The sequence below is a fragment of the Nocardioides sp. genome (assembly GCF_036503465.1).
Classification (GTDB): Bacteria; Actinomycetota; Actinomycetes; order Propionibacteriales; family Nocardioidaceae; genus Nocardioides.
On record NZ_DASXWU010000047.1, the window covers coordinates 25,076 to 50,587 of the forward strand.

Annotated in this window: 25 protein-coding genes; 13 read left to right on the forward strand and 12 right to left on the reverse strand. The window is 71.8% G+C overall.

Annotated elements, in window-relative coordinates; all coding sequences use genetic code 11:
* Positions 1-136: 136 nt before the first annotated feature.
* Both VGK78_RS08370 and VGK78_RS08375 read left to right on the forward strand, forming a co-directional pair.
* Positions 137-706, forward strand: a complete 570-nt coding sequence (locus VGK78_RS08370; RefSeq protein WP_331527148.1) for a YceI family protein — start codon at positions 137-139, stop codon at positions 704-706.
* Between the two features lie 206 nt (positions 707-912).
* Positions 913-1,824 (forward strand): GNAT family N-acetyltransferase, encoded by a 912-nt coding sequence (locus VGK78_RS08375; RefSeq protein WP_331527149.1) that lies wholly within the window; start codon positions 913-915, stop codon positions 1,822-1,824.
* A 23-nt stretch (positions 1,825-1,847) separates the two neighbouring features.
* Here the strand turns inward: VGK78_RS08375 and VGK78_RS08380 are convergent, their stop codons facing one another.
* From VGK78_RS08380 to ppc, 3 genes are all read right to left on the reverse strand, one after another.
* Positions 1,848-2,276, reverse strand: a complete 429-nt coding sequence (locus tag VGK78_RS08380; protein ID WP_331527150.1) for a DUF1707 domain-containing protein — start codon at positions 2,274-2,276, stop codon at positions 1,848-1,850.
* The gene (locus VGK78_RS08385) at positions 2,273-3,103 is read right to left on the reverse strand and encodes a PadR family transcriptional regulator (RefSeq protein ID WP_331527151.1); all 831 of its coding nucleotides are present in this window, start codon (positions 3,101-3,103) and stop codon (positions 2,273-2,275) included. Before VGK78_RS08385 ends, VGK78_RS08380 begins: the two co-directional genes overlap by 4 nt.
* A gap of 240 nt (positions 3,104-3,343) precedes the next feature.
* Positions 3,344-6,046: a phosphoenolpyruvate carboxylase gene (ppc, locus tag VGK78_RS08390; RefSeq protein ID WP_331527153.1), complete on the reverse strand. Its 2,703-nt coding sequence runs from the start codon at positions 6,044-6,046 to the stop codon at positions 3,344-3,346.
* 160 nt (positions 6,047-6,206) lie between these two features.
* Between ppc and VGK78_RS08395 the strand changes: the two genes are divergently transcribed.
* From VGK78_RS08395 to VGK78_RS08420, 6 genes are all read left to right on the forward strand, one after another.
* Positions 6,207-9,182, forward strand: coding sequence for a PKD domain-containing protein (locus tag VGK78_RS08395; protein WP_331527155.1), 2,976 nt, complete (start codon positions 6,207-6,209; stop codon positions 9,180-9,182).
* A gap of 43 nt (positions 9,183-9,225) precedes the next feature.
* Positions 9,226-9,510 (forward strand): metal-sensitive transcriptional regulator, encoded by a 285-nt coding sequence (locus tag VGK78_RS08400; protein ID WP_331527156.1) that lies wholly within the window; start codon positions 9,226-9,228, stop codon positions 9,508-9,510.
* Positions 9,507-9,719, forward strand: a complete 213-nt coding sequence (locus VGK78_RS08405; RefSeq protein WP_331527158.1) for a heavy-metal-associated domain-containing protein — start codon at positions 9,507-9,509, stop codon at positions 9,717-9,719. Before VGK78_RS08400 ends, VGK78_RS08405 begins: the two co-directional genes overlap by 4 nt.
* A 1-nt stretch (position 9,720) precedes the next feature.
* Positions 9,721-11,886, forward strand: coding sequence for a heavy metal translocating P-type ATPase (locus VGK78_RS08410; RefSeq protein WP_331527159.1), 2,166 nt, complete (start codon positions 9,721-9,723; stop codon positions 11,884-11,886).
* Positions 11,887-11,967: 81 nt separating this feature from the next.
* Complete coding sequence (locus tag VGK78_RS08415; RefSeq protein ID WP_331527160.1) at positions 11,968-12,372, forward strand: antitoxin; 405 nt, start codon at positions 11,968-11,970, stop codon at positions 12,370-12,372.
* A gap of 7 nt (positions 12,373-12,379) precedes the next feature.
* The gene (locus VGK78_RS08420) at positions 12,380-13,066 is read left to right on the forward strand and encodes a hypothetical protein (RefSeq protein ID WP_331527161.1); all 687 of its coding nucleotides are present in this window, start codon (positions 12,380-12,382) and stop codon (positions 13,064-13,066) included.
* Between the two features lie 47 nt (positions 13,067-13,113).
* On the opposite strand, the gene VGK78_RS08425 is transcribed toward VGK78_RS08420, so the two are convergent.
* The gene (locus VGK78_RS08425) at positions 13,114-13,971 is read right to left on the reverse strand and encodes an alpha/beta hydrolase (RefSeq protein WP_331527162.1); all 858 of its coding nucleotides are present in this window, start codon (positions 13,969-13,971) and stop codon (positions 13,114-13,116) included.
* On the reverse strand, positions 13,964-15,031 hold the full coding sequence (locus tag VGK78_RS08430) for an alpha/beta fold hydrolase (RefSeq protein ID WP_331527163.1): 1,068 nt from the start codon (positions 15,029-15,031) through the stop codon (positions 13,964-13,966). The genes VGK78_RS08425 and VGK78_RS08430 overlap by 8 nt, the downstream gene beginning before the upstream one ends.
* 63 nt (positions 15,032-15,094) lie before the next feature.
* On the opposite strand from VGK78_RS08430, the gene VGK78_RS08435 reads away from it, so the two are divergent.
* Positions 15,095-16,021 carry an aminoglycoside phosphotransferase family protein gene (locus tag VGK78_RS08435; RefSeq protein ID WP_331527164.1) on the forward strand — a complete coding sequence of 309 codons (927 nt, stop codon included), beginning with the start codon at positions 15,095-15,097 and terminating at the stop codon, positions 16,019-16,021.
* A gap of 10 nt (positions 16,022-16,031) precedes the next feature.
* Here VGK78_RS08435 and VGK78_RS08440 read toward each other — a convergent pair whose 3' ends face one another.
* Genes VGK78_RS08440 through VGK78_RS08460 form a run of 5 tightly spaced genes read right to left on the reverse strand, consistent with a single transcriptional unit; the run spans position 16,032 to position 18,278 of the window.
* The gene (locus VGK78_RS08440; RefSeq protein ID WP_331527165.1) at positions 16,032-16,247 is read right to left on the reverse strand and encodes a hypothetical protein; all 216 of its coding nucleotides are present in this window, start codon (positions 16,245-16,247) and stop codon (positions 16,032-16,034) included.
* 19 nt (positions 16,248-16,266) lie between these two features.
* Positions 16,267-16,761, reverse strand: a complete 495-nt coding sequence (locus tag VGK78_RS08445) for a GNAT family N-acetyltransferase (protein ID WP_331527166.1) — start codon at positions 16,759-16,761, stop codon at positions 16,267-16,269.
* Between the two features lie 39 nt (positions 16,762-16,800).
* Positions 16,801-17,667, reverse strand: coding sequence for an alpha/beta hydrolase (locus VGK78_RS08450; protein ID WP_331527167.1), 867 nt, complete (start codon positions 17,665-17,667; stop codon positions 16,801-16,803).
* A gap of 22 nt (positions 17,668-17,689) precedes the next feature.
* Complete coding sequence (locus VGK78_RS08455) at positions 17,690-17,929, reverse strand: hypothetical protein (protein ID WP_331527168.1); 240 nt, start codon at positions 17,927-17,929, stop codon at positions 17,690-17,692.
* Complete coding sequence (locus VGK78_RS08460) at positions 17,895-18,278, reverse strand: cupin domain-containing protein (protein ID WP_331527169.1); 384 nt, start codon at positions 18,276-18,278, stop codon at positions 17,895-17,897. Before VGK78_RS08460 ends, VGK78_RS08455 begins: the two co-directional genes overlap by 35 nt.
* A 102-nt stretch (positions 18,279-18,380) precedes the next feature.
* On the opposite strand from VGK78_RS08460, the gene VGK78_RS08465 reads away from it, so the two are divergent.
* A complete protein-coding gene (locus VGK78_RS08465) occupies positions 18,381-18,701 on the forward strand; it encodes a TraR/DksA C4-type zinc finger protein (protein WP_331527170.1) in 321 nt (106 codons plus the stop codon).
* A 97-nt stretch (positions 18,702-18,798) separates the two neighbouring features.
* Positions 18,799-20,259: a cation:proton antiporter gene (locus tag VGK78_RS08470; protein ID WP_331527171.1), complete on the forward strand. Its 1,461-nt coding sequence runs from the start codon at positions 18,799-18,801 to the stop codon at positions 20,257-20,259.
* A 69-nt stretch (positions 20,260-20,328) separates the two neighbouring features.
* On the opposite strand, the gene VGK78_RS08475 is transcribed toward VGK78_RS08470, so the two are convergent.
* Positions 20,329-21,024 carry a TetR family transcriptional regulator gene (locus tag VGK78_RS08475; protein WP_331527172.1) on the reverse strand — a complete coding sequence of 232 codons (696 nt, stop codon included), beginning with the start codon at positions 21,022-21,024 and terminating at the stop codon, positions 20,329-20,331.
* A 90-nt stretch (positions 21,025-21,114) separates the two neighbouring features.
* Here VGK78_RS08475 and VGK78_RS08480 point away from each other — a divergent pair, with 90 nt between their 5' ends.
* Together VGK78_RS08480 and VGK78_RS08485 are read left to right on the forward strand one after the other, a co-directional pair.
* A complete protein-coding gene (locus VGK78_RS08480; protein WP_331527173.1) occupies positions 21,115-22,539 on the forward strand; it encodes an MFS transporter in 1,425 nt (474 codons plus the stop codon).
* Between the two features lie 247 nt (positions 22,540-22,786).
* Positions 22,787-24,304: an MFS transporter gene (locus VGK78_RS08485; protein ID WP_331527174.1), complete on the forward strand. Its 1,518-nt coding sequence runs from the start codon at positions 22,787-22,789 to the stop codon at positions 24,302-24,304.
* A gap of 39 nt (positions 24,305-24,343) precedes the next feature.
* Here the strand turns inward: VGK78_RS08485 and VGK78_RS08490 are convergent, their stop codons facing one another.
* Positions 24,344-25,273: a LysR family transcriptional regulator gene (locus tag VGK78_RS08490; RefSeq protein WP_331527175.1), complete on the reverse strand. Its 930-nt coding sequence runs from the start codon at positions 25,271-25,273 to the stop codon at positions 24,344-24,346.
* Positions 25,274-25,512 lie beyond the last annotated feature (239 nt).

The window sequence follows — 25,512 nt, forward strand, 5'->3', positions numbered from 1 at the left end:
GCCCCGGCGTACGACGCGATGCCGGCCGTGGCCGGGATGTGACCTGGGCAACGTCGGGCCGGGGAATGTCTGTCGCCCGAGGGCGTTGTACGGGTCAAGTGGTTGAAACTTCAATCCCCCAGGAGGGCCTCTCACCATGACGAACACCCCGTTCGACCCCGCCACCACCGTCATCGACGACATCGCGGGTGACTACACCCTCGACGTCACCCACTCCCGTCTCGGCTTCAGCGCCCGGCACGCGATGGTCACCACCGTTCGCGGCGCCTTCAAGGAGTTCGAGGGCACGGCTCACGTCGACACCGCGACCCCGGCCAACAGCAAGGTCGACGTGACGATCAAGACCGACAGCATCGACACCGGCGTCGCCGACCGCGACGCGCACCTGCGCTCGGCCGACTTCTTCGAGATCGAGCAGCACCCCGAGATCACCTTCACCTCCACCGACGTGGAGCGTGACGGCGACGACTGGACCGTCACCGGCGACCTGACCATCAAGGGCATCACCAAGCCGGTCACGATCGACTTCGAGTCCACCGGCTCCGCCCGCGACCCGTTCGGCAACGTGCGGATCGGCTTCGAGGGCCGGACCACCATCTCCCGCAAGGACTGGGGCCTCACCTGGAACGCCGCTCTCGAGACCGGCGGCTTCCTGGTGTCGGACAAGATCAAGCTCGAGTTCGACATCTCCGCCATCCAGAAGTGACCCGGGCTGACGCTGACCCGGCTCCTGTCCACGTCCAGGAACGCTGACCCGGCTCTTCGTCACCGCTGACAGCGCCGACCCGGCTCTTGTTCACCACCCCCGTGGTGACGCCAAGAGCCGGGTCGGCGCAATTCTCTGCAGCTAAGAGCCGGGTCAGCGCTAAATGAACGTGCACCGGGGGCGGGGGGATGGTCTGATACCGCCTCATGAGCGCGCTTGACCTGCCCGACGGGCTGACCTTCCGGGTGCTGACCATGGACGACGCCCGAGCCGTGTACGACCTGGCCGCTGCCCAGGAGCAGCACGACATCGGGAAGGTCGAGATCGAGCCTGCCGACATCGTGAGCGACTGGTCGCGGCCGAGCTGGGACGTCGCCACGCACACGATCGGCGTCTTCGACGGCGACATGCTGGTGGGGTACGGCGAGGTCACCGGCCACGACCGTGGCGACGCCGCCGTCCACCCGACGTACCGCCGTCGCGGTATCGGGACGGCCATCGCCGGCTGGATGCGCAAGGCCGTCGAGGACCTCGGCGGCACCGGCTACGGCAGCCCGGTGCCCGAGGGCTCGGCCGGCGACCGGCTGCTCGACAAGCTCGGGTACCGCGTCCGCTGGACCAGCTGGGTGCTGGACCTGCCCGCCGGCACGGAGATCGCTCACCGCGACCTGCCCGAGGGCTATGCGATCCGCGAGGCCCGGCCGGAGGAGTACCCGGCCGTCCAGGACGTCATCGAGGACGCGTTCCTGGAGTGGTCCGTCCGGGAGCGGGAGTCGTACGACGACTTCCACGCCTCGGTCATCGGCCGCCCGGGCTTCGAGCCCTGGCACCTCCGCGTGGTCACCGATCCCGAGGACACGATCGTGGGATGCGCCCTGGTGATCATGGCCGGCGAGGACGCGGACGAGGCCTATATCGAGCGGCTCGCCGTACGGAAGGACCAGCGGCACCGGGGCCTCGCGCAGGCGTTGCTCGTCGACGCGTTCGCGCGCGGCCGGGAGCACGGCGCCACCCGTTCCTCACTGTCGACCGACTCGCGCACCGGCGCCCTCAGCCTCTACCAGAAGGTCGGCATGGAGGTCGGCGACGTCTGGGTGAACCGGGCCATCGGCGTCTGACGGCCTGGGTTCGTCCTCCGGCGTCAGCGCCAGCTGTGGCTCCACGGACCGGAGCGGCCGTGCCACCGACGCCGGTGGGTGAAGCGGCGGACGAAGACGACGTACACGACGGCCGCGATCAGCAAGAACAGCGGGTGGTGGAAGCCCCACCAGATCACCACGATCGCCACCAGGAGCTTGAACGGGAACGGGATGTGCGGCAGCTCCGGCCGCCACCCGCGCTCGCGCCGGGCCGCCGGCGACGTGCTCGCCACGCGGGGTTGCTGCGCCACGCGGGGTCGGGGGAGGTCGCGGAACGCCGGTGCCAGGTCGGCCGCCGTGCGGGCGGACCAGATCTGCTCCAGGCGCTCGGTGTACTCGTCGGCGGTGATGCGCCCCATCGCGAAGTGCTCCCCCAGCTCGCGGGCCGCGGCCTCGCGCTCGGCGTCCCCGATGCGCAGTCGGTCGTTCACCACTCCTCCTCACGGTCACGGCGGTCGCTCGGTCGGTCGCCCAGGTCGTCCACGGTGTCCTCGGCCGTGTCCTCGGCGGTGTCCTCGGCCGTGTCCACCCCGTTGTCCTCGAGGTCGCCGGGGTGGTCTGCCAGGATCCGGTAGAGCCCGCGTCGGGCATCGACCAGGACGCCGATGGCGGCACGGCGCTGCTCGTCGGTGCCGGTGGTGATGATCTGCCACACGGCGTTCATCACCCGGCCGAGCTCGGGCTTGAGGCTGGCGAAGTCGACGCCGTCGTCGCCGTCACGCTCGTGTAACTGGTCGCGCTCGTCGCGTTCACGCGCGAACGGCGCCCAGACCTGCTCGATCTCGTCCTCGTGCTCGGCGAGGTACGTGCGGCCCGACTCGCTCAGCCGGACGGTACGCCGGCCTCGTTCGTCGTCGCCCTCCAACAGCCCCTCGTCCTCGAGCTGCGAGATCGTCGGGTAGACGGAGCCGGGGCTCGGCCGCCAGGCACCGCCGGTCCGGTCGGCGATCTCCTGGATCACCTGGTAGCCGTTCAACGGTCCGTCCGCGAGCACCGCGAGGATCGCCACCCGCACGTCGCCGCGGCGTACCCGCGGGCCACGGACCTGCTCCTGGGTGGCCAGGCCGAACAGCCCGGCCAGCCACGGCGGAGGCCCCGACCGACGGTTCGGAGGACCCCACTGCCAGCTGCCCCACGGCCCGCTCCACTCGCCGCCACGCCGGCCCCCGTGGCCGCCGCTCCAGCCACCGTGGCCGCGCCCGTGCTGCTGGAACATCGACTCGAACTCGCGGCCCCACTCGGCCCGGTCACGGCCCATCTCATCGCTCCCTCGTGTGCTGTCGTGGATCGTCGCGATCGTTCAGCGTCAGTACGCCGACCGTTCGCGATATATCGCGACAGTACGCGTGCGGGTCTCGTCGCACAAGGGATCCCGCGACCGCCCGTCGGCCCTTCAGATCAAACTGGCCCACAAACCGGCTCAGCGCTCGCGGCCAGCGTCGGTCTGTAGGCCAGTTTGTGTCTCATCCCGAGGCCCCCAAGCCCGAAGCCCGAGCCCTCAGCCGGTGTTCCGCATCCCGGCGGCGATCCCGTTGATCGTCAGCAGCAGCGCACGCTCCAAGGCCGGGTCGTCCTCGCCGCGGCGGTAGCGACCGAGCAGCTCGAGCTGCAGGTGGTGGAGCGGCTCCAGGTACTTCTCCCGGATCTCCAGCGTCGTGCGCAGCGTCGCCTCCCGGTCGAGCAGCGCCTCGTCACCGGTCACCGCGAGCAGGCGCTCGACGGTGAGGTCGTACTCGGCGCGGATCGCATCGAGCAGGGGGCGCAGCGGCTCCGGCGCCAGCGCGACGTACCGCTCGGCGACCTCGAGGTCGGTCTTGACCAGCGTCATCGACACGTTGCCGAGGAAGGTGCGGAAGAAGAGCCACTCGGCGTACATCTCCCGCAGCGCGTCGAGGTTGCCGTCGTCACAGGCTGCCGCGAGCCCGGTGCCCACCCCGAACCAGCCGGGCACGATCTGCCGCGACTGGGTCCAGCCGAACACCCATGGGATCGCGCGGAGGTCGTCGATGCCCGCATCGGCGCCGGGGCGGCGCGCCGGCCGCGACCCGATGTGCAGCGCGCCGAGCAGGTCGACCGGGGTTGAGGTGAGGAAGTACTCCGCCAGACCCGGCTCGTCGACCAGCTCGCGATACCGGGCGTGCGCGGCGTCGGCGATGCGGTCCATGGTCGCGTCCCAGCGCGTGGCCTGGTCGGGAGTACGCCGGTCGGTGCGGTGCAGCACGCTGGCCTCGAGGGTCGCCGCCACGGCGAGCTCGAGGTTCTCCCGGGCGAGCGCGGGCAGGGCGTACTTGTCGCTGATCACCTCTCCCTGCTCGGTGATCTTGACCTCGCCGTCGACCGTCCCCGACGGCAGCGCCATGATCGCGTCGTACGTCGGACCGCCTCCACGACCGACCGAGCCGCCGCGCCCGTGGAAGAACCGCAGCCGCACGCCGTACCGCCGGGCTACGTCGCGAGCCCGCCGCTGCGCCCGCTGGATCTGCCACTGCGACGTCGTGATCCCGCCGGCCTTGTTCGAGTCGGAGTAGCCGAGCATCAGCTCCTGCACGTCGCCGCGCAGCCGCAGGAGCTTCCGGTACGACGGGTCGCCGAACAGCGCGTCGAGGACGAACTCCGCCCTCTCGAGCTCCTCGACGGTCTCGAGCAACGGCACGAAGCCGATCCGCGCGATGTCGGACCCGAGGTCCACCAGCCCGGCCTCGCGGGCCAGCACGACGGCCGCGAACACGTCGTCCGCGTCGTGGGTCATCGAGACGATGTAGCTCTCGACCGCACGAGGACCGAGCTCGTCGAGCGCCCACCGGATCGCCCGGAACGTCTCCGCGGTCACCGCAGCCTCGTCGTCCAGCGGCAACGGGTGCTGCGCCAGCGGCCGGCGGCTCGCCAGCTCCTCGGAGAGCACCTTGGTGCGGGTGTCCGCGTCCAGCTCGGCGTACGGCGTGCCCAGCTCGCCGAGGCGGTCGAGCAGCTGACCGACCGCCTGGTGGTGCTTCTCGGAGTGCTCGCGGACGTCGAGCGTGGCGAGGGTCAGCCCGGTCGCGGCGACGGTCCGCACCAGCCGCTCGACCTCGCCCCCGGCCACGACGGCACCCTGGTGCTCGAGCACGGACGCGTGCAGCAGGAGCAGATCGTCGAGGAGCTCGGAGTCGTCGGCGTAGTCGCGCCCGTCGCTGTGCCGGTCACCGCGCAGCAGCCGTTGCTCGGTGAGCCCGAGCCGCACGTGGACGCAGGTGAGGAAGAGCCGGTACGGCTCCTCGGCGTTGAGCCGCCGGTAACGCGGCTCGACCTCCGGGAGCAGCGGCAGCAGGTGCTCGAGCCGTTCGCCGAGCTCGCCGCTGACGGCTCCCACCCGGTTGCTCACCGAGAGGTCGCGCCGCAGCCGGTCGACCAGACCTCGCAGGAGCCGGATGCCGTGCACCGCCTGCAGGGTGAGCACCTCGCGCGTGGTGCCCGGGGTGACATGGGGGTTGCCGTCGCGGTCGCCGCCCACCCAGCTGCCGAAGCGAAGCGGCCGCACGTCCGGCGGGAGGTCGACACCGATCGTCGCCAGCCGGTCGCGCAGCTCCTCCAGCACGTCGGGAAGCGCACCTCCGGACAGCCCCTCGAGGTAGTAGACGACGTTCCTGGCCTCGTCGGTCGGCTCGGGCGGCTCGACGCGGATCTCGTCGGTGAGCCAGAGCAGCTCGACCGCCTCCTCGAGACGGCGGGTCCGGCGGGGGGCGTCGGGCTCCTCGAGCAGCGCGGCCACCCGTCGGAGCTCGTCGATGGTGGAGCGACGGGCGACCTCGGTCGGGTGCGCGGTGAACACCGGGCGCACGCCCACGTGGCTCAGCAGCTCCGCCACCTCGCCGGGCTCGACGTCCGCCGCGGCGATGCGCGCGACGGCCTGCTCGACCCAGCCGCCCTCCTGCTCGCGGACCCGGGTCAGCGTGCGGCCTCGATGGACCTGCTCGGTGATGTTCGCGAGGTGGAAGTACGCCGTGAACGCGCGCACCAGACGGGTCACCGTCGCCAGGTCGAAGTCGGGGAGCTCGTCCAGACGGCCCTGCTTGGCATGGGCCCGCACGCGCTCGACCAGCTCGAGCAGCTCGGCGCCCTCGGTGCGCGCCAGCGTGTCGCCCAGGATCGAGGTCACCAGACGGATGTCGCGGCGCAGGGCACGGTCGGGCGGGGCGTGCGGCGTGCTCCGGACCTCGGCCATGCCCCCATGGTCCCCCGGACCGGTCGCCGGCCGCCGTCGCGGCTCATCCGCTGAACGTTCCCCTCCCTCGATCGGCGTAGTCCTACTCACTCATTTGGGCCACGAGAAGGCCCGAAGGATCGCTTTACCTTGGGGACCTGTCACCGAGATGGGGGATCTCATGATCGTGACGTCGCCGACCCGCTTCTGGACCCGCACGCTGACCACTGCCTCGGGCATCGCCCTCGTCGCAGCCATGGCCACGATCCCGGCCGGGGCCGCGCATGCGACCACCGTCTACGTCGTGGCCCAGCAGAACCCGAGCTGTTCCGACTCCGGTGCGGGGACCGCGAGCGCACCGTTCTGCACGATCACTGCGGCGACCAAGAAGAGCACGGCCGGCGACACCGTGAGCGTCGGCAGCGGGACCTACCACGAGCAGGTCACCGCTCCGGGCGGGGTGACGTTCCAGGCGGCGAGCTCCTCGGTCGAGGTCGTGGGCGCCGACGACCTCTCGTCCGCGACGTGGACGGCACCCGTCACCGGGAACGCCTGGACGACCCAGCTCGGGGCCACCGCGCTGCCCGCCCAGGTCTTCGCCGCAGACAGCGCGCTGACCAAGGCACCGGCCGCCGACCAGACGACGGCGAACTCCTGGTTCTACGTGACAACCACCCGGACGTTGTACGTCGACCTCGGCGGACCCGCACCGGCGCCCAGCGACGCGCTGAGCGCGGTCCGCTCCTACGGCTTCCTCGTCCGCAACCCCGTCAGCAGCGTCACCGTCCAAGGCTTCACGGTGAGTGCGACCGGGGTCGCGGGCGTCCAGCTCGAGGCCTGCACCGGCTGCACGGTCACGAACGTGACCGTGCAGGGGTCCCGCACCTACGGCATCTCCGACACCAACGGCACCAACGACACGATCACCGGGGCCGACGTCAGCAACAACGCATCCATCGGCATCCGCCTGAACGGCACCACGTCCAGCTCGGTGAGCTCCTCCACGGCCACCGCGAACGGCTACCACGGCATCAGCGTGCAGGGCGGGTCCGCTGCCCACGTCTTCGGCAACCTCGCGACCGACAACCTCACCCCCGGCGTCCGCAAGGCGACGGGTATCGACGTGAGTGCCGGCTCGCTCAACGCGGTCGTCGAGCGCAACGTGGCCCACGACAACGACGACTCGGGCATCGAGATCTACACAGGGTCGACCGGGGCCGTGGTACGCCGCAACGTCAGCTACGACAACGGCGACCACGGCGTCGACATCTCGGCGTCCCCCAACGCGACCGTCGTGTCCAACACAGCCGTCGGCAACCTGGCCTCGGGCCTCAACGTCGAGGGCTCGTCCACCGGCACCGTGCTGCGCGACAACATCGCCGTCGACAACGCGGTGAACACCACCCGCAGCAAGGGCAACATCCGCGTGGAGGCCGGCTCGACCACGGGCACGACCATCGACCACGACCTCGTCTTCCAGTCGGACGGCACGACTGCGCTGTACGAGTGGAACGGCGTCCTGTACGGAAGCCTGGCCGCCCTGCGCACCGCCACGTCGCAGGAGCAGCACGGTCTCGCAGCCGACCCGGGTTTCGTCGGCCTCGGCAGCCGCAACCTCCAGCTCGGGCCGGCCTCGCCGGCGCTCGACGCCGCGGACTCCTCGGTCCCCGGCTGGGCGGGCAAGGACCAGGCTGGTGCGTCACCGGTCGACCAGCCGGACGTCGCCGACACAGGGTCCGGTCCGGTGACGTACGCCGACCTGGGCGCCTGGGAGCGCACCACGTTGCCCCCCGACGCGCCACCCGTCGCGGCACTGACCGTCACGCCGGCGCAGCCGTTGACCGGGCAGGACACCGTGCTGGACGCGTCCGGCTCGACCGACGACCACGGGATCGTGCAGTACTCGTTCGTCTGCGACGCCGGACAGACCGCGACCACGGGCACGAGTGCGACCAAGACCTGCGTCTACCAGGCACCTGGCGACCACCACCCGGCGGTGACGGTGACCGACCGGGCCGGCCACACCGACACGGCGAGCAAGACGGTGACCGTCGACGCGGCACCGGTCGCGCCGACCGCTGGCGTGGTGGCGGACCCGGCCAGTGCCTCACAGAACGAGCCCGTGCAGGTCGACGCCGGTTCGTCGCAGCCAGGCGCCTGGGCCACGATCACGTCGTACCAGTTCCGCTGCGGTGACCAGCCGGCGATGCCGGCACAGCAGTCACCCATCGCCTCGTGCACGTTCGCCACCGTCGGCACCAAGACGGTGAGCGTCGTCGTGACGAACAGCTTCGGGATGACCGACACCGCGAGCGTGGACGTCCCCGTGGTCGTCGGTGACCCACCCACGGCCGCGTTGGCCGCGGACCAGAGCAGCGTGCCGCAGGGCGCGCCGGTGCAGATCGATGCCGGTGACTCGACAGCGGGTCGCTTCGCGACGATCACGTCGTACCAGTTCCGGTGCGGCGACCAGCCCGCGATGCCCGCGCAGCAGTCGGGCACCGCCACGTGCACGTTCACCGACGTCGGCACCAAGACGGTCAGTGTCGTCGTGACGAACAGCTTCGGGAGGACCGACACCGCGAGCGTGGACATCGCGGTCACGGCGGGTGACCCGCCGACGGCGGTCGTGGCGGCGGACGTGACCAGCGTGCCGCAGGGCGCACCGGTGCAGCTCGACGCGAGTGCGTCGACGGCCGGTCGGTTCGCGACCATCACGTCGTACCAGTTCCGCTGTGGGAACCAGACCGCGATGCCGGCGCAGAAGTCGCCCACCGCCACGTGTGCGTTCCGGGACACCGGGTCGGGCACGGCGACGGTCGTGGTGACCAACAGCCTGGGGCGCACCGACACCGCCCAGGTGTCGGTCACCGTCGTCGCCGGCGAACCGCCGACCGCACGGCTCCATCTCTCCCGTCGGATCATCCACGTGGGGCGGCTGCTGCGCCTCGACGCCTCCCGGTCGACGGGCACCGAGTTCTCGAAGGTCGTGTCGTACCGGTTCAAGTGCGGCAGTCACACGAGGACGAAGTGGCAGAGGTCGGCGACCCGGAGCTGCCGCTTCCACAGACCCGGCCGGATGCGGATCGTGCTGTGGGTGCGCAGCGACCTCGGACTGGTCGACCGGGCGGTGAGGTGGGTGCGGGTACGCCGCTGAGGTCGAACCCACCATCTATACCCCGATGGGGTATGGTGGCGACATGAACCACCCCGGCTACCTCCAGGACAAGGACGACGTCCTCAAGCGGCTGCGTCGCATCGAGGGTCAGGCCCGCGGCCTGCAGCGGATGGTCGAGCAGGAGCAGTACTGCATCGACATCCTGACCCAGGTCTCGGCGATGACCAAGGCGCTGCAGGCGGTCGCGCTCAACCTGCTCGACGACCACCTCGCGCACTGCGTCCGCGACGCGGTCACCACCGGAGACGGCGCCGACGAGAAGCTGACGGAGGCCTCGGCCGCGATCGCACGGCTGGTGCGGTCATGAGCGAGACCGTCACCCAGACCTGGACCGTCTCCGGGATGACCTGCGACCACTGCGTCGCCTCGGTCACCGAGGAGGTCTCCGAGCTGCCCGGCGTGCAGTCGGTCGACGTCGTGCTCGCCACCGGCGGGCTGACCGTCGACTCCGCGGAGCCGCTGAGCGACGACGACGTACGCCGTGCGGTCGAGGAAGCCGGCTACCGGCTCGCCTGAGATGGGCTCCTCCACCGTCACCACCGGGCTCCGCGACGTCGATCTCGACATCGCGGGGATGACCTGTGCCTCCTGCGCGCACCGGATCGAGCGCAAGCTCAACAAGCTCGACGGGGTCACTGCGTCGGTCAGCTATGCGACCGAGCGCGCACATGTCTCCTACGCCGGCGGCGTCGAGACCGACGACCTCATCGACGCCGTGCGCCGGGCGGGGTACGACGCCTTCCTGCCCTCCGCCGAGCCCGAGACCTCGGCACCGCGCCCGACCCGGCTGCTGGTCGCCGGCGTGCTCACGCTGCCGGTGCTCGCCTGGACGATGGTGCCGGCACTCCGGTTCGCCGGCTGGGAGTGGGCGGCGGCCGTGCTCTCGGGCGTCGTCGTCTGGTGGGCGGGATGGCCGTTCCACCGGGCCGCCGCGGTCAACGCCCGGCACGGGGCGAGCACCATGGACACGCTGGTCTCACTCGGCACGACGGCGGCGTGGGTCTGGTCGGCGGTCGCGCTGGTGCGGGGCGAGGGTCACCTGTACCTCGAGGTCGCGGCGGTGGTGACGACGTTCCTGCTGTTCGGGCGGTACGCCGAGGCGCGCAGCAAGCGGCGGGCCGGCGAGGCCCTGCGCGCGCTGATGGAGCTGGGCGCCAAGCAGGTCTCGGTGCTGCGAGACGGGCGGGAGGTGTCGCTGCCCGTCGAGGAGCTCGCGGTCGGTGATCGCTTCGTCGTACGCCCCGGCGAGAAGATCGCGACCGACGGCATCGTCGAGGACGGCGCCTCCGCGGTCGACCGGTCCCTGCTGACCGGCGAGCCGCTGCCGGTCGACGTCGCGCCGGGCGACGAGGTCGTCGGTTCCGCGCTCAACACGTCGGGTCGGTTGGTCGTGCGCGCCACCCGGGTCGGCGCCGACACCCAGCTGGCCCAGATCGCGCGGCTCGTCGACGAGGCCCAGCGCGGCAAGGCGCCGGTGGAGCGGCTGGCCGACCGGGTGTCGGCGGTGTTCGTCCCCGTCGTGCTGGCGCTCGCGCTGCTGACGCTGGTCGGCTGGCTGGTCACCGGCGCGGGAGCGACCTCGGCGTTCACGGCAGCGGTGGCGGTGCTCGTGATCGCCTGTCCCTGCGCCCTGGGCCTGGCGACCCCCACCGCGCTGATGGTCGGGACGGGTCGCGGGGCCCAGCTCGGCATCATGATCCGCGGGCCCCAGGTACTCGAGTCCACGCGTCGCGTCGACACGATCGTGCTCGACAAGACGGGCACGGTGACGACCGGGCAGATGTCCGTGGTGCGGGTTGAGCCGGAGGACGGCGAGGTGCTGCGGATGGCGGCCGCGCTCGAGTCGGCCTCCGAGCACCCGGTCGCCCGCGCCATCGCCGATGGTCCCCGACGAAATGGCTGCCTCTCCCCGAGACACGACGACCAGAACGCGGGGGACTACCGACCCGACCTGCCCGACGTGACGCGCTTCGAGAACCTGCCGGGCCTCGGGGCACGTGGCGTCGTCGAGGGCCACGAGGTGCTGGTCGGACGGCCGGAGCTCTTCGCCACCCTTCCCGAGGGGGTACGCCGTTCGGTCGCTGCCGCGGGGGACGGCACCCCCGTGGTGGTGGGATGGGACGGCGAGGCGCGCGGCGTCATCGTGGTGTCCGACACCGTGAAGCCGACGTCGGCCGAGGCCGTCCGCGACCTGCAGCGGCTCGGGCTCCGCACCGTCCTGCTCACCGGCGACCACGAGGCCGCAGCCCGTCGCGTGGCCGGCGAGGTCGGCATCGACACCGTGGTCGCCGGGGTGCTGCCCGACCAGAAGGTCGAGACCGTGACGGTGCTCCAGGCCGAGGGTCGGGTCGTGGCGATGGCCGGGGACGGAGTCAACGACGCGGCCGCCCTCGCGAAGGCCGACCTCGGGCTCGCCATGGGCACCGGGACCGACGTGGCCATCTCCGCCAGCGACCTCACGCTGGTCGGAGGCGACCTCGGCGGCGCCGTGACCGCGATCCGGCTGGCACGACGTACCCTCGCGACGATCCGTGGCAACCTGTTCTGGGCCTTCGCCTACAACGTCGCGGCCATCCCGCTGGCCGCAGCCGGGCTGCTCAACCCGATGGTGGCCGGGGCCGCGATGGCGTGCTCGTCGCTGTTCGTGGTCGGCAACAGCCTGCGGCTGCGCTCGTTCGGCTAGCTCGGGTCGGATCCCAACCCGTCCCGGTTGGGAGATCGGGCGCGTGCGGGCAGGATGGGACTTCCACCGCAGGGAGGTGCCATGTCCGACCAGTCGTCACACCAGCCGTCCGACCAGCCGTCCGACCACCAGTCTTCCGGCTCGTCCGGGAGGCCGCCGATCGGCGAGACCATCCGGGCCAAGATGGACGAGCTCGAGGTCGAGCGCCATCTCAGCGAGCTCGCCGGCACGCTGGAGCACGCCGTCCGCCAGGGCGTCGCCAAGGCCGGTGACCTCGCCCACGAGCACCGGGGCGACATCGAGCGGCTGATCGACAAGGCCGCCACCGCCGTCGACCGCCGGACCGACGGCCGGCACGCGGACAAGATCAGCCAGGTCCGCGGCTCGCTCGAGCGGGGCGTCGAGAGGATCGCCGACCAGCGCCCCGGGACGCCGCCCGACGAGCCCGGTCCCGACGTGCCCCCGAGCCCGCCGAGCGACGGGTGAGCCGCGCGTGTCGCTGAGACGATCCGAGCGCCTCCCGGAGCGCGCGGCCCGCCGTGACGAAGGGGTCGTCGGCCGTCTCGTCCAGGTGCTGCTCGACGCGGGCATCGACGGGGTCGGCCCGCTGAGGTCCGCGCGCGAGCTCGCCGACCTGGCGCGCCGCGACACGCGCACGACCGAGGGCGCGGCGAAGAAGATCATCCGCTCACACGTCGTCAAGGGCGGCGTCGGCGGGTTCGTGACCAGCCTCGGGGGGTTCGTGACGATGCCCGTGGCGCTGCCGGCGAACGTCGTCGAGTTCTACGTAGGCGCGACCCGGATGGTCGCCGCGATCGCGACCTTGCGCGGGTACGACGTGGACGACCCGCAGGTGCGGACCGCGGTGCTGCTCACGCTGATCGGCTCCGAGGCGGACGAGGTGCTGGCCCGGACCGGACTGACCGGCGGCGGCGGCCGGGTCGTCGGCCTGGTGGGGCAGCAGCTGCCGCCGGCTGCCCTGCTGATCCTGAACAAGGCGATCGGCTTCCGGCTGCTCCGCGGCTTCGGTGAGAAGGCGTTCGCCCGGCTGGGACGCGGCATCCCCCTGGCCGGTGGCGTCGTCGGCGGCGGCATCGACGTGTGGATGATGAAGCGGATCGCCGACCACGCGCTGGAGGAATTTCCTCCGGCCGGACCCTCGGTGTCGGTCGTCCGCTGATCGGGCCCATGCGGGTCGTCCGCCTCAGCGGCAGCCAGGGGTTCCGCTCAGGCGGACGACCCGTGGGCGGACAGGTCCCGCACCGCCTGGGCCATGGCGTCGGCACCGCGGCGGCTGAGCACGAGCGTGTAGTGGTTCACGTCCGGCACGTGCCGGATGCCGAGGTCCGGCCAGCGCACGGCGTACTCGTCGACGGTCGGCTGCGGGTAGAGCCCCGGAGGGTCATCGGCGAAGCCTCGTGACGCATGCAGGAAGACCCGCGGAGGCATCGGCTTCTCCACGGCCTCGGCGAACGCCGCGCCGTCGACGAGGTCCCACTGGTCGGCCTCGACCATCTCGGGATCGGCCGAGGGACGACCGGGTTCCTCGGGCAGGTCGTAGTCGGCGTACTCCTCGGCCTCGGGCGTCCAGTCGCGGGCGAACGCCGGGTGGTTGCGGAACCAGTCGCGGTAGCTCTCGCGGGTGTACGTCGTCTCGAGGCGCTGCTTGATCGGCTGCAGACCGGCGACGGTCGCCGCCGCGTCGGCCGCGGGAAACGGCAGCCCGCCGTCGACGAGCACCAGTCCGCGCACGAGGTCGGGCCGCCGGACCGCCAGCACCGTCGCGACGAAGGCACCCATCGAGTGACCGACCACGACCAGCGGCACGCCTCCGGTCGCCGCGATCACGGCCGCGCAGTCCTCGGCGTGCTGGGCGAGGCCGGCTGGTCCCGGGAGCTGGTTCGAACGCCCGCGGCCGCGGAGGTCCGGCGCGAAGACCGGGTTGTCCAGCGCCGCAGCGAGGAACGGCCACGACCGCGACGTCGACGTGATCCCGTGGATGGCCAGGACGGGTCCGCCCGTCCCGGCCCAGGCAGCGACGCGCAGCGTGCCACCGGCGACGGGGACGTCGAGCGGGTCAGGCATCCGCCATCGACCTCTCGATCTCGGCGGCCACGACGTCGGGAACCTCCAGCGGGATGCCGTGGCCCACTCCATCGAGCACCACCTCGCGCCAGCGACCGCCGTTCCCGGCGTACCTCTCGAGCACGGTGCGCAGCTGCGTCTCCATAGGCTGCGAAGGCATCACCTCCGCGCCGGGCCACCCGGGGACGACTCCGAGCTCACCGAGGGTGGCGAGGTCGAACATCGAGCGGTCCGAGACCACCTGGTCGGCCGTGCCGCGGAGCCAGGTGATCGGCGGACCGTCGCGGACGTCACCGAAGCCGCTGGTGTCGTAGTACTTGCCGGACATCGAGTTCAGCACGCCACGCGTGCCCGGCGCGATGTTCGGCCAGTGCTCGGACGGGGTCGTGTCCCCCGGGTAGTGGTCGTCGTCGACGGTCGTGGTCAGCAGCTCGGCGACGAGGAAGTCCTCGTCGACGTTCGGCCGGTTCGGGCCGGGGCCGAAGAACGTCAGCAGCACCTCGCGCGGCGCAGTGAGCGGCTCGTCACTGCTGCCGTCGCGCTCCGCGAGCCGGCGCACGAAGTCCGGCGCCGCCGTCCCGCCACCGGTGCCGGCCCAGTCCGGCACGCACGGCTCACCGTCGGCGCCGCGGCAGCCGCCGAACCCGTACGGCGAGAGCGGCGCCATCAGGGTCAGGCTCGCCAGGTCGCGAGGGTGGTCGATCAGGTGCTGCTGCAGCACCCCACCGCCCATCGACCACCCGGCGGCGTGGACGTCGTCGCGGCCGGAGAGCCCGAGCGCCTCGAGCAGGGCCTGGACGTCGTCCGACATGTCGCGCAGCCCGCGGGTCGCGTCGACCGGCTTCGGCTCGGTGAGACCGAACGAGCGCAGGTCCGGTGCGATCACCCGCACGTCCGCGGGCAGCCGCTCGGCGACGTACCGCCAGAAACCTCCGGTCGTGATGTTGCCGTGCACGAGCAGCAGCGGTCTACCGTCGGCGGGGCCGCTGGTCCAGACGTGCTGACGCAGCCGAGCAGTGTCGACCATCGAGCCCGCGAAATGATCTGGTCGGCGAGTCATGGCGTCAGGTCTACCACCGGTAGCGGCTCGACATCCGAGGGCCGGGTCGGGTGGGGTGGGGTGGTGACCCGACTGCACGACGACGAGCTCGAGGTCGACGAGAAGCTGGTCCGGCGCCTGCTGGGCACCCTCTCGTCGGCGTACGACGAGCTGCCGCTGCGCCGCCTGGAGGCCTCCGGATCGACCAACGCGCTGTTCCGCCTGGGCGACGACCTCCTCGTCCGGGTGCCGCGACAACCCGGCGGGAGCGGGACGATCGAGAAGGAGCAGCGCTGGCTGCCGCACGTCGCGCCGCACCTGCCGGTGCCGGTCCCGGAGATCGTCGAGGTCGGGGAACCCGGATTCGGCTACCCCGAGAAGTGGTCCCTGGTCCGGTACGCCGAGGGCGAGCCGCCGAGCCTGCCGTCCCCGGACGACGCGCCGCGCCACGACCTCGCACGCGACCTGGCCGCCGTCGTCACCGGGCTCCGCGGCGTCGACGTACCCGACGAGGCGCAGACCGACCCACACCTCCGCTGGTACCGCGGCGAGCCCCTCGCGGCGTTCGACGGCGACATGCGCGCCTGGCTCGAGATGTCCCGGTCGGTCGAGGGTCTCGACCTCGACGTCGACGCGGTCACCACAGCGTGGGACGCCGGCCTCGCCCTGCCCGCCGCTCATGCGCGGTCCGAGCCACGGTGGTACCACGGGGACCTCCTCGCAGAGAACCTCCTGGTCCGCGGCGGCCGGCTCGCGGCGGTGCTCGACTTCGGCGGTCTGTCGGTCGGCAACCCGGCGGTCGACCTGGTCGTCGCCTGGGAGCTGCTCGACCCGCCCGCCCGGTCGACGTTCCGCCGGGCCGTCGGCGTCGAGGACGACGAATGGCTCGTCGCGCGCGGCTGGGCGCTGGCACTCGGCGTGATGGTCTTCCCGTACTACTGGCACACGATGCCGACCCGCTGCGCCCAGCGGATGTTCATGGTGCGTCAGGTCCTCGCCGACGCACCCTGAACCTCCGGGCTCACCGGGAGTTGAGCCACACCAGTGCCGTCAGCAGCACGATGATCACCACGACCGCGGCGAGCACCCACCGGTAGATGCCGAAGCCACGCGTGCGGAGCCGCCGTTCCCGAGCCAGGTCGCCGGCCCGGTGCGCCCGCCGGATCTCCAGGACCAACGCGACCCGATAGGCGACGAACCCGACACCGACCAGGATGATCGCGACCCGCAGCAGCATGCCGGGAGCATCGCACGGCTCACGGGCGTGGACGGCCGCCGAGCGGGGCGAGCCGGAACACGTACGCCGGCGGCCCGTCGGGACGGGCGACGAAGCCGAGGCCCGTGAAGAGCCGGTGCGACGCGTCGTTGCCCGGGGTCACCCCACGGACCCTCAGCTCGCTCCAGCCCAGCACCCGGGCCCGGTCGACCAGCCGCAACATCACCCGGCGACCGATGCCCTGCCCACGCAACCCCGGCACCAGCACGATCGGCAGCGTGTCCGGGGCGAGGGTCACGTCGCCTCCGGCCTCCCAGCCTGACGGCGTACGCCGTTCGATCAGGTACACCTCGCCCTGGGCGGTCAACGACTCGTACATCGCGGCCACCCGGTCACGCGCGTACGTCGGGCTGCCGGGTCCGTCGACGAGCGCGACCGTCTCCGGGTCCTGGTACCACGGCCACGCCAGGTCGACGTCGCCGTCACCGGCAAAGGGCCGCAGCCGCAGCTCGGGGTCGACCTCGAGGATGTCCACGTCAGGTGAGACGGATGACCGGCCGGTTCAGCACGCCGCTCAGCTCGCGACGAGCTCGTCCAGGATGCGTGCGGCCGCTCCGGCACCGATCGAGATGTGTCCCTCACCGGCCTCGAGGTGCGAAACCACGCCGGGCAGGTGCTCGGCGAGCCAGACCCCGTGCGCGAACGGGACCATCAGGTCCTGGTCGCCCTGCCAGAGGTACGTCGGCACCCGGAGCTCGGCGAGGTCGAATCCCCACGGGCGGACGAACGCGAGGTCGTCGTCGAGCCATCCGTCGACGCCGCTCGAGACCCCGTGCCGGAACTCCGCCGCCAGGCACTCCGCGAGGTCACCGGTGATCGCGGCGACGTCGACCGGCGGGACGAGACCGCCGAGCGCCTCGGCCACCTCCTCCGGCGTGATCGAGGCCAGGGCGGGCTGCTGCTCCTCGAGATAGGGGCGCAGCTTCGCCTCGCCCTCGAGAGCGAGGCCGAACTCCTCGAGGTTCTCCGGGCCCATGCCGGCGAGCCAGTCGACGCCCTCCGCGTCGTACGGTGCGACCCCGGCGATGACCGTGACCCCGCGGACCCGATCGGGCAACAGCGCCGCGCACGCCAGCGCGTGCGGACCACCGCCGGACCAGCCCATCGTCAGGCAGGTGTCGACGCCGAGGTGGTCGAGCACCGCGCCGGTGTCCGCGGCGACGTCGGCGACGGAGCGACCGGGCGCACGCGTGGAGGCGCCGTACCCCGGGCGGCACGTCGTGACGAGGCGGTGGCCGCGCGCGGCCGCCGCCTGCACATGCGCGGGCAAGGGTTCGGAGGCACCCGGGGTGCCGTGGTGGAACACGACGACCGGCCCCGTGTCGGGGCCGTTGACCTCGACCTCGAGGGCCCGTCCGTCGGGCAGGGTGATGGTGGACACGGAACTCTCCTGTTCTCGTCGGTCAGAAGTCGCGGCGGCCTCGGAGGGAGGCTCCTCGGTCGGCACGGGTGAGCTCGTAGATCGCGATCCGCTGCGGTCCGGGAGCGTCGGGCTCGTCGCCCTCGCCGAACGGGAACTCGAAGGGCTCGCCGACCTCGACCCCGCGCGCCCGGAGGCTCTCGGCTGCGTCGCGGCTCGGGAAGTAGACGAAGTCGAGACGCCCAGCGTCATGCCGGCCCGTCCACGTTGATCGTGGGCTCACCCGTCCCGCAGCGGACGATCACGGCCCGTCCCGCCTCGTCGGACGGGTTGGACTCGCGGTGGATCGCGCCGGCCGGCACACGCAGGAAGTCGCCCGGCCCGGCCTCGACCACGTGCTGCCCGCCCGGCCCGGACTCCATCCGCATGCGGCCGCTGACGATGTAGAGCGTGGTCTCGTACTCGCCGTGGTGGTGCCATCCGGACGTGGCGTGCGGCTCGGTGTCGACGGTGCCGGTCCACATCCCCGCGCCGTGCATCGCCACCTGCCGGGACATCCCGGGTGTCGGGTCGGAGGCGGTCAGCTGCCCCGCGCCCACGAGCGAACAGGGCTGCGCGGGGTCTCGGCTCACCCGGCCAGGCTAGTGCCGCCGGCTCCGATAGTCCCCGACGAAATGGTCGTCCTCGGGCCCCTGGCGACAGCCACCACGTCGGGGGGTATCTACCCTGGCCGGATGCACGAGGACGCCGACCGGCTGCTCGCCGAGCGCGAGGCCGAGCTCGAGGCGCAGCTGGCCGAGCTGACCAAGCCGCCGGGTGAGCTCGGGACGATCTCGTTCGGCAAACGCGTCGGCGAGGGCACGTCCATGGCGGTCGACCGGCTGGCCGCGGTGTCGGCGCAGGAGCACCTGCTCACCATGCTCGACGAAGTACGCCGTGCGCGGCAGCGGGTCGCGGACGGCGGGTACGGGATCTGCGAGGTGTGCGGGAACCCGATCCCCGAGGGCCGAATGGAGGCGCGGCCCTGGGCGACCCGCTGCGTCGTCCACTCGTAGTCCGGCATCCGGCCGTCCGGTCGGCCTCGTCTAGGCTGTCGGCGAGGAGTGCCGGGAAGTCTGGTCGGCGGCCCGTCCACCGACCTTGGAGACTCCGATGCACGACGTGATCCCTTTCGCGCTGGTGATCGCCGTCGCGTCGGTGGCCCTCCTCCTCGCCGTCGGCTCCAGCCGGATCACCGCGATCACCCAGGTACCGAGCCCGGCCCTCTTCCTGATCGCAGCCTCGGTGGCCGCCGACCTGTTCCCCGACCTGGGGGCACTGGGGATCGAGGTCGACCAGCGCATCGTCACCCTGGCGCTCGTGGTGATCCTGTTCGACGGAGGCATGCACATCGGGCTGTCCCGCTTCCGCCCGGTGGCGGGCTCGGTGCTCTGGCTGGGCGTGGCGGGGACCTTCGTGACCGCCGCCGGTCTCGCGGCGGCGGCGCACTGGTGGTTCGGCTTCGACTGGCGACCGGCCCTGCTGCTCGGCACGGCGCTCGCCCCCACCGACCCCGCGACCGTGTTCTCCGTCCTCGGCCGGCGCGAGGTGACCGGCCGCTCGGGCACGCTTCTCGAGGGCGAGGCCGGCGCCAACGACCCCGTCGGGATCGCGCTGATGATCGCCATCCTCGGATCCAGTGGCGGTGGCTTCGGAGCGGTCGCGCACGGTGCGGGCGAGTTCGTCCTGCAGATGGTGGTCGGGATCGTGCTCGGCATCGCCGGAGGTCGCGTCCTGCGCTGGCTGCTGCGGCACCTGCCGATGCCCAACGAGGCGTTGTACCCGTTGCGGACGATCGCGTTCGCCCTCCTCCTGTACGGCGTCACCACGGTCGCGCACGGGTCGGGCTTCCTCGCGGTGCTGCTGGCCGGGATCCTGGTCGGCGACACCCGCGCGCCGTACAAGCGGGAGATCGAGCACTTCACCTCCGGCCTCGCCAGCCTGGCCGAGATCGTGGCGTTCACCCTGCTCGGTCTGTCGATCCCCCTGTCGTCGGCCTTCCACGACGGTCGCGGTGCTCTCGCCCTGGGGATCGCCGCGGTGCTGATCCTTCTCGTGCGTCCGATCCTGGTCGGCCTGGTCCTGATCCCGGTCCGGCTGCGGCGCGGCGAGCGCGCGTTCGTGCTCTGGTCCGGGCTGAAGGGCGTCGTGCCGATCCTGCTCGGCACCTATGTCGTCGTGGAGGGTGCCCCCGACGCCGACAGGATCTACGCCGTCGTGTTCGTCGTGGTGCTGCTGTCGGTCGTCGTCCAGGGCGGACTGGTGCCCACCCTCGCCCGGCGCTGGCGCGTGCCGATGCGGGTCGTGGAGCCCGAGCCATGGGCGATGGGGATGCGGTTCCGCGACCAGCCCGAAGGCCTGCACCGCTACGTCGTCGAGTCGGGCTCGCCGGCGGACGGCACCACGTTGCGCGACCTGCCGCTGGACGAGGACGTCTGGGTCAGCGTCGTCAGCCGGGCGGGTCGGATGGTGCAGGTGCGGGGCGGGACCACGCTCACCGCCGGGGACGAGGTGCTGGCCATCGCCTCGGACGCGGCACTGGTGGCCGGGCTGTTCCGCGCGCCAGGCTCCTGAAGGGGCCGCCGGGTCGTCCGCCCCACGTGGGGCCCTGGCCCCCGCTCAGGCGGACGACCCTCCAGGTGCTCAGGCCGAGGCGCGCTTGACCTTGCGCATCAGGGCGACGGCGCCCTCGATGTACAGGTCCACCCCGAACGAGTAGTACGCCGCCTCGTCGTCGCAGTCGGTCAGGGGCACGGCCGCGGCGCGGACGTGCGGGTACCGGTCCGAAGGCAGGCTCTCGACGTGGGCCCGCTTCTGGGCGAGCAGAGCATCGCGCTCCTTCCGGGCCGCCTGGCTCTCGGCCCCGGGCCGCTGCGTGACCAGCATCAGCGCGGTCTGCAGACCCATCCTGGCCAGGTCTGCGGCCTGCTCGCGGCTGAAGCCGGCGTCCTCGAGCAACGCCAGCGTGAACTCGGTGATCTGCAGCCCCGGCTCGGTCACCAGGATCCGCGGGAACACGAGATCGGCGGCCGCGGGATGCCGGGAGAGGCTCTCGATCAGGTTCTCGACGACCCCGCGGAGCTGCACGGACCACGAGCCGGTCACCGGCGGTGGCACCACGTCGGCGAGCAGGGCGTCGCCCATTGCCGCGAGCAGCTCGTCCTTGTTGGCGACGTGCCAGTAGAGCGCCATCGGGGTCACCCCGAACTCCTGCGCGATGCGACGGATGGTGACCGCGTCGGGGCCATCGACGTCCATGAGGCTCAGCGCCCGCTCGACGATCGCGGCCCGGCTGAGGTCGCTCTTGGCCGCTGTGGCAGCGGCGGTCCGAGGCGTCATGCTCTGAACTATACACCATAAGGGTTGACAACTATACGCCGTACAAGGTTTCCTGTACGACATACATGTACGACGTATAGGAGACGGAACATGAACCGCAGCCGATGGGCGCTCGTGGCGGTGGCGCTGGCCACCTTCATGACCTACCTCGACAACAACATCGTCAACGTGGCGATCCCCGACATCCAGCGCGAGCTGGGCCTGTCCACCGCCGGCATCGAGTGGGTGGTCAGCGGATACATCCTCACCTTCGCCGGCCTGCTGCTCGCGGGCGGTCGGCTGGCGGATGCGTTCGGCCGGCGACGGCTGTTCCTGATCGGCCTGGCGGTCTTCACGGCATCGTCGCTGCTCGCCGGGTTCGCCGACGGTGCCGCCACGCTGATCGCGGCGCGCGCGCTCCAGGGCATCGGCGCCGCCGCGGTCACCCCGACCACCCTGGCGATCATCAGCGCAACGTTCACCGATCCCCGCGAGCGGAACGCCGCGGTCGGCGTCTGGGGTGGCGTGGGCGCGCTGGCGCTCGCCGTCGGCCCCGTCCTCGGTGGCCTGCTGACCCAGCACGTCGCCTGGAAGTGGATCTTCTGGATCAACGTGCCGGTCGGCATCGCCACCATGGCACTCGGGGCGTGGGCCGTCACCGAGTCGCGCGAGGAGGAGGCTCGCCGCCTCGACCTGCCGGGACTGGGTCTCTCCACGCTCACGCTCTTCGCCCTCACCTGGGCCCTGATCGAGGGCCACGGCCGCGGTTGGACCTCGACAGGGATCCTGGCCTCGTTCGGCGTCGCTGCCGCCTCGGCCCTGGCCTTCGTCGGCATCGAGGGCCGCGTGCAGCAGCCGATGGTCGACGTCGGCCTGTTCCGGCAGCGGGAGTTCACCGGCGGCATCGTGGCCCTGATGCTGTGGGCGTTCGGGCTGTTCGGCATCTACTTCTTCACCTCGCTCTACCTCCAGGGCGTGCTGGGCTTCTCCCCCACCAAGGCCGGTGCGGCCTTCGTCCCGATGGCGGTCCTGATGGCGGTCTCAGCAGTCGTGTCGGACCGGGTCGCGGCGCGCTTCGGCGCCTACCGCTCGAGCGGCTTCGGGATGCTGGCCATGGGACTGGCGATCGGGTCGGTCTCCCTGCTGGGCAAGGACGCGTCGTTCCTCTCGCTGATGCCGAGCTTCGCGGTGATCGGCCTGGCGGGCGGGCTGACGATCCCCCTGACCGCGACCGTGCTCGGCGTGATGCCGACCAGTCAGGCCGGCGTCGCCTCGGCGGTCTTCAACGCCTCTCGCGAGGTCGCCGGCCTCCTCGGTATCACCGTCATCGGTGCGGTGCTGACCAGCCGCCAGGGCACCTCGTTGGCCGCGGGCCACACACCGGTGGACGCGTTCCTGGACGGCTACCGCTCGGGACTGCTGCTCGCCGGCGCACTGGTGATGGCCGGCGGGGTCACGGCGTTCGCGGCGTTGCGTCGTGCGCATCGCACTGCGCAGGCGGAGGCCACCCGCGACGACCTGGTGCTGGCCGGCTGACCGGGCCGGTCATCCACAGCGCCGCCGCACACATCGGGCCCGCCCCCAGGGCGGGCCCGATGCCGTCTGCGGCTGAGGTCCGGTCTCAGCCCTGCGACCCATGCTGCGCCTCCTCGGCGCGCGCCGCCGGGGATCTGCAGATTTCTTTGCCCGGCCGACCCGGTCCGAGGCTTCTTCGCGGACGGGTGTCGAAATCCGGTCGAACGGTTCGACGCAAGGGTGAACCGACCCTCACCCAGGAGCCACCATGACGACCGAGACCACACCCACGAGCAGGACCCGATCTCTCCTGGCGCTCGCCGCGCTGGCGTTCCCGACCCTGCTGGTCGCCGTGGACATCGCCGTCCTGAACGTGGCCCTGCCGACGATGGGCCGCGACCTGCATGCCAGCGCGACCGAGCTGCTCTGGATGACCGACAGCTACAACTTCATGGTCGCCGGCGCGATGCTCACGACCGGCGCGATCGCCGACCGGATCGGCCGCCGCCGGATGATCCTCGTCTGCGCGGCGATCTTCGCGATCGCCTCGGGCATCGGCGCCTTCTCCAGCACCCCCGAGCTGGTGATCGTCGCCCGCGGCGTGATGGGGCTGGCCGGGTCGGCGATCCTGCCGGCGTCGATGGCGCTGCTGGGCGGCCTGTTCACCGACGAGAAGGCCCGCATCCAGGCGATGGGCGCGATGATGACCGTTTTCCTCGGAGGCATGGCGGTCGCGCCCTTCGTCGGTGGCCTGCTGCTCGCCCACTTCTGGTGGGGCTCGGTCTTCCTGATGGGTGTGCCGGTGATGGCGCTGACGATCGCGGTCGTGCCTCGGCTGATCCCCGAGTCGAAGGCCGACGTTCCCGCGCCCCTCGACCTCACCAGCGCGGCCATGTCCATCGTCTCGGTGCTGAGCCTCGTGTTCGCCCTCAAGCGCGCCGTCGCCACCGGCTTCGACTCGCCGGTCCTGGTCACGCTCGTGGTCGGCGTCGTGCTGGGCACCCTGTTCCTCCGCCGGCAGGCAACCCTGGCCCACCCGCTCCTCGACCTGGCGCTCCTGGCCCGGCCCCGCGTCCGTCGTACCCTCGCGGCCCTGTTCCTGACGGCGCTGCTGATGGGCGGGACCTCTCTGTTCTTCAACCTCTACCTGCAGGAGGTCCAGGGGCTCTCCCCGCTGCAGGCCGCCTGGTGGATGTTGCCGATGATGGTCTCGATGATCGGGGCCGCCAACCTCGGGCCGTGGCTGAACCGTCGCCTCCCGCAGCGCATCGTCGTCGTCTCGATGATGTCGCTGATGGCGGTCGGGTTCGCCCTGTACGCCGTGGCGCCGGCCTCGTCGGCCGGGCGTCCGGTCGTCGCGATCGGCAGCAGCCTGGCCACCTTCGGGATCGGCGCCGCCTTCCCGATGCTGATGGACGGCGTGATGAGTGCCGCTCCTCCGGAGCGTGCCGCCTCGAGCGCCTCGCTCGCCCAGCTGTCCAACGAGCTCGGCATCGCCATGGGCCTGACCGTGCTCGGCTCCCTCGGCACCGTGGTGTACCGCTGGCGGCTCGGCCTGCCGGGCTCGACGGCCGAGCAGAGCGTGCTCGACGGGATCCGCGAGGGCCGGCACGACCCGGTCCTGCTCACCTCGGTCAAGGACTCCTTCACCGACGCCTTCCACGTGACCGGCCTGGTGGGCGTGGCCCTGATGGCCGTGGTGCTGGTCCTGGCCTCGCGCGCCACCCGCGAGAGCGCGACCGCGGCCGTCGAGGACCTTCCGGACTTGGAGGAGTGCGCCGCCTGAAGGCGCAGACGACCCGTGAACGACCCCTGACGACACAGCTCAGCGGGTGACGGCGTGCCGGACGCAGCGTTTCGCCACGGCCGTGTCGAGGAGCTCGAGGGCGCGCACGACCGGCGGTGCGTCGGCGACGGCGTCGCGGACGTGGACGACGATCCGACGACGGGGGCTGGGGTTGACCAGCTCGCGGCTGTCGACGCCCGCCATCGACTCGGGGGCGGCCAGGCTCGGCACCAGCGTCACACCGACGCCGGCGGCGACGAAGGCCAGCGCGGTGTGGTGGTCCTCGGTGCGGGCGACATAGCGGGGGGTGAAGCCGGCGGCCCGGCAGGCGTTGCGGATGATCAACGAGCAGGTGTTGCCGTGGTAGTCGTTGTCGATCAGGGGCTGGCCGGCCAGGGCACCCATCGGCACCTGGTGGTCCCACTCGGTGAGGAGATCATGGCCGCGGGGCGCGACCACGCGGTACGTCTCCTCCGCCAGCACGTGCCGGCTGTGTCCGGGACGCTCGATGCCGTCCAGGTCGGCGTCCTCGGTGGTGAGGTCGAGGTCGCGACGGGCCGGGTTGGCGGGCTCGGGGCCGAGCTCGTTGAGGCTGAGGTCGAGCACCAGGTCGGGGAACTCGCGACGCAGTCCCTTGGCGACCTGCGGCATCCAGAACTGGGCGGCCGACGAGAACGCCCCGATGGTCAGGCTTCCGCTGCGACCCTCGCGCAGGTGGTCGACGACCCCGCCGAGACGGTTGAGCGTGTCCATCAGCTCCTCGCTCTCTGCGGCGAGGACCTTGGCGGTCGCCGTCGGGGAGATCCCACGGCCGGCCTTCTCGAACAGGACGAGGCCGGTTTCGCGTTGCAGCGCGGAGATCTGCTGGCTGACGGCGGACGGGGTGTAGCCGAGGTGCTCGGCCGCGGCCTGCACCGAACCGCTGGCCACGACCGCCCTGAAAACGCGGAGACGCTGGACGTCGATCATGCCTGCGATCATACAGCATCGCTGCATGGTTCGTAAGAAACATTCGCTTGTCCTGAACAGTGCCAGCGGCCATCATAGACGCATGAACACCAACCAGAACCCCAGCAAGTTCAAGAAGGTCGGCGCTTTCGTGCGCTTCGTGTGGGACGACCAGGTCTCGGCGCAGCGCGCGCTGCTCCGCCTGCACGGCGTTCGGGGCCTGCAGGGCTACGACGACTACCTGATCAACCGGCGCGGCC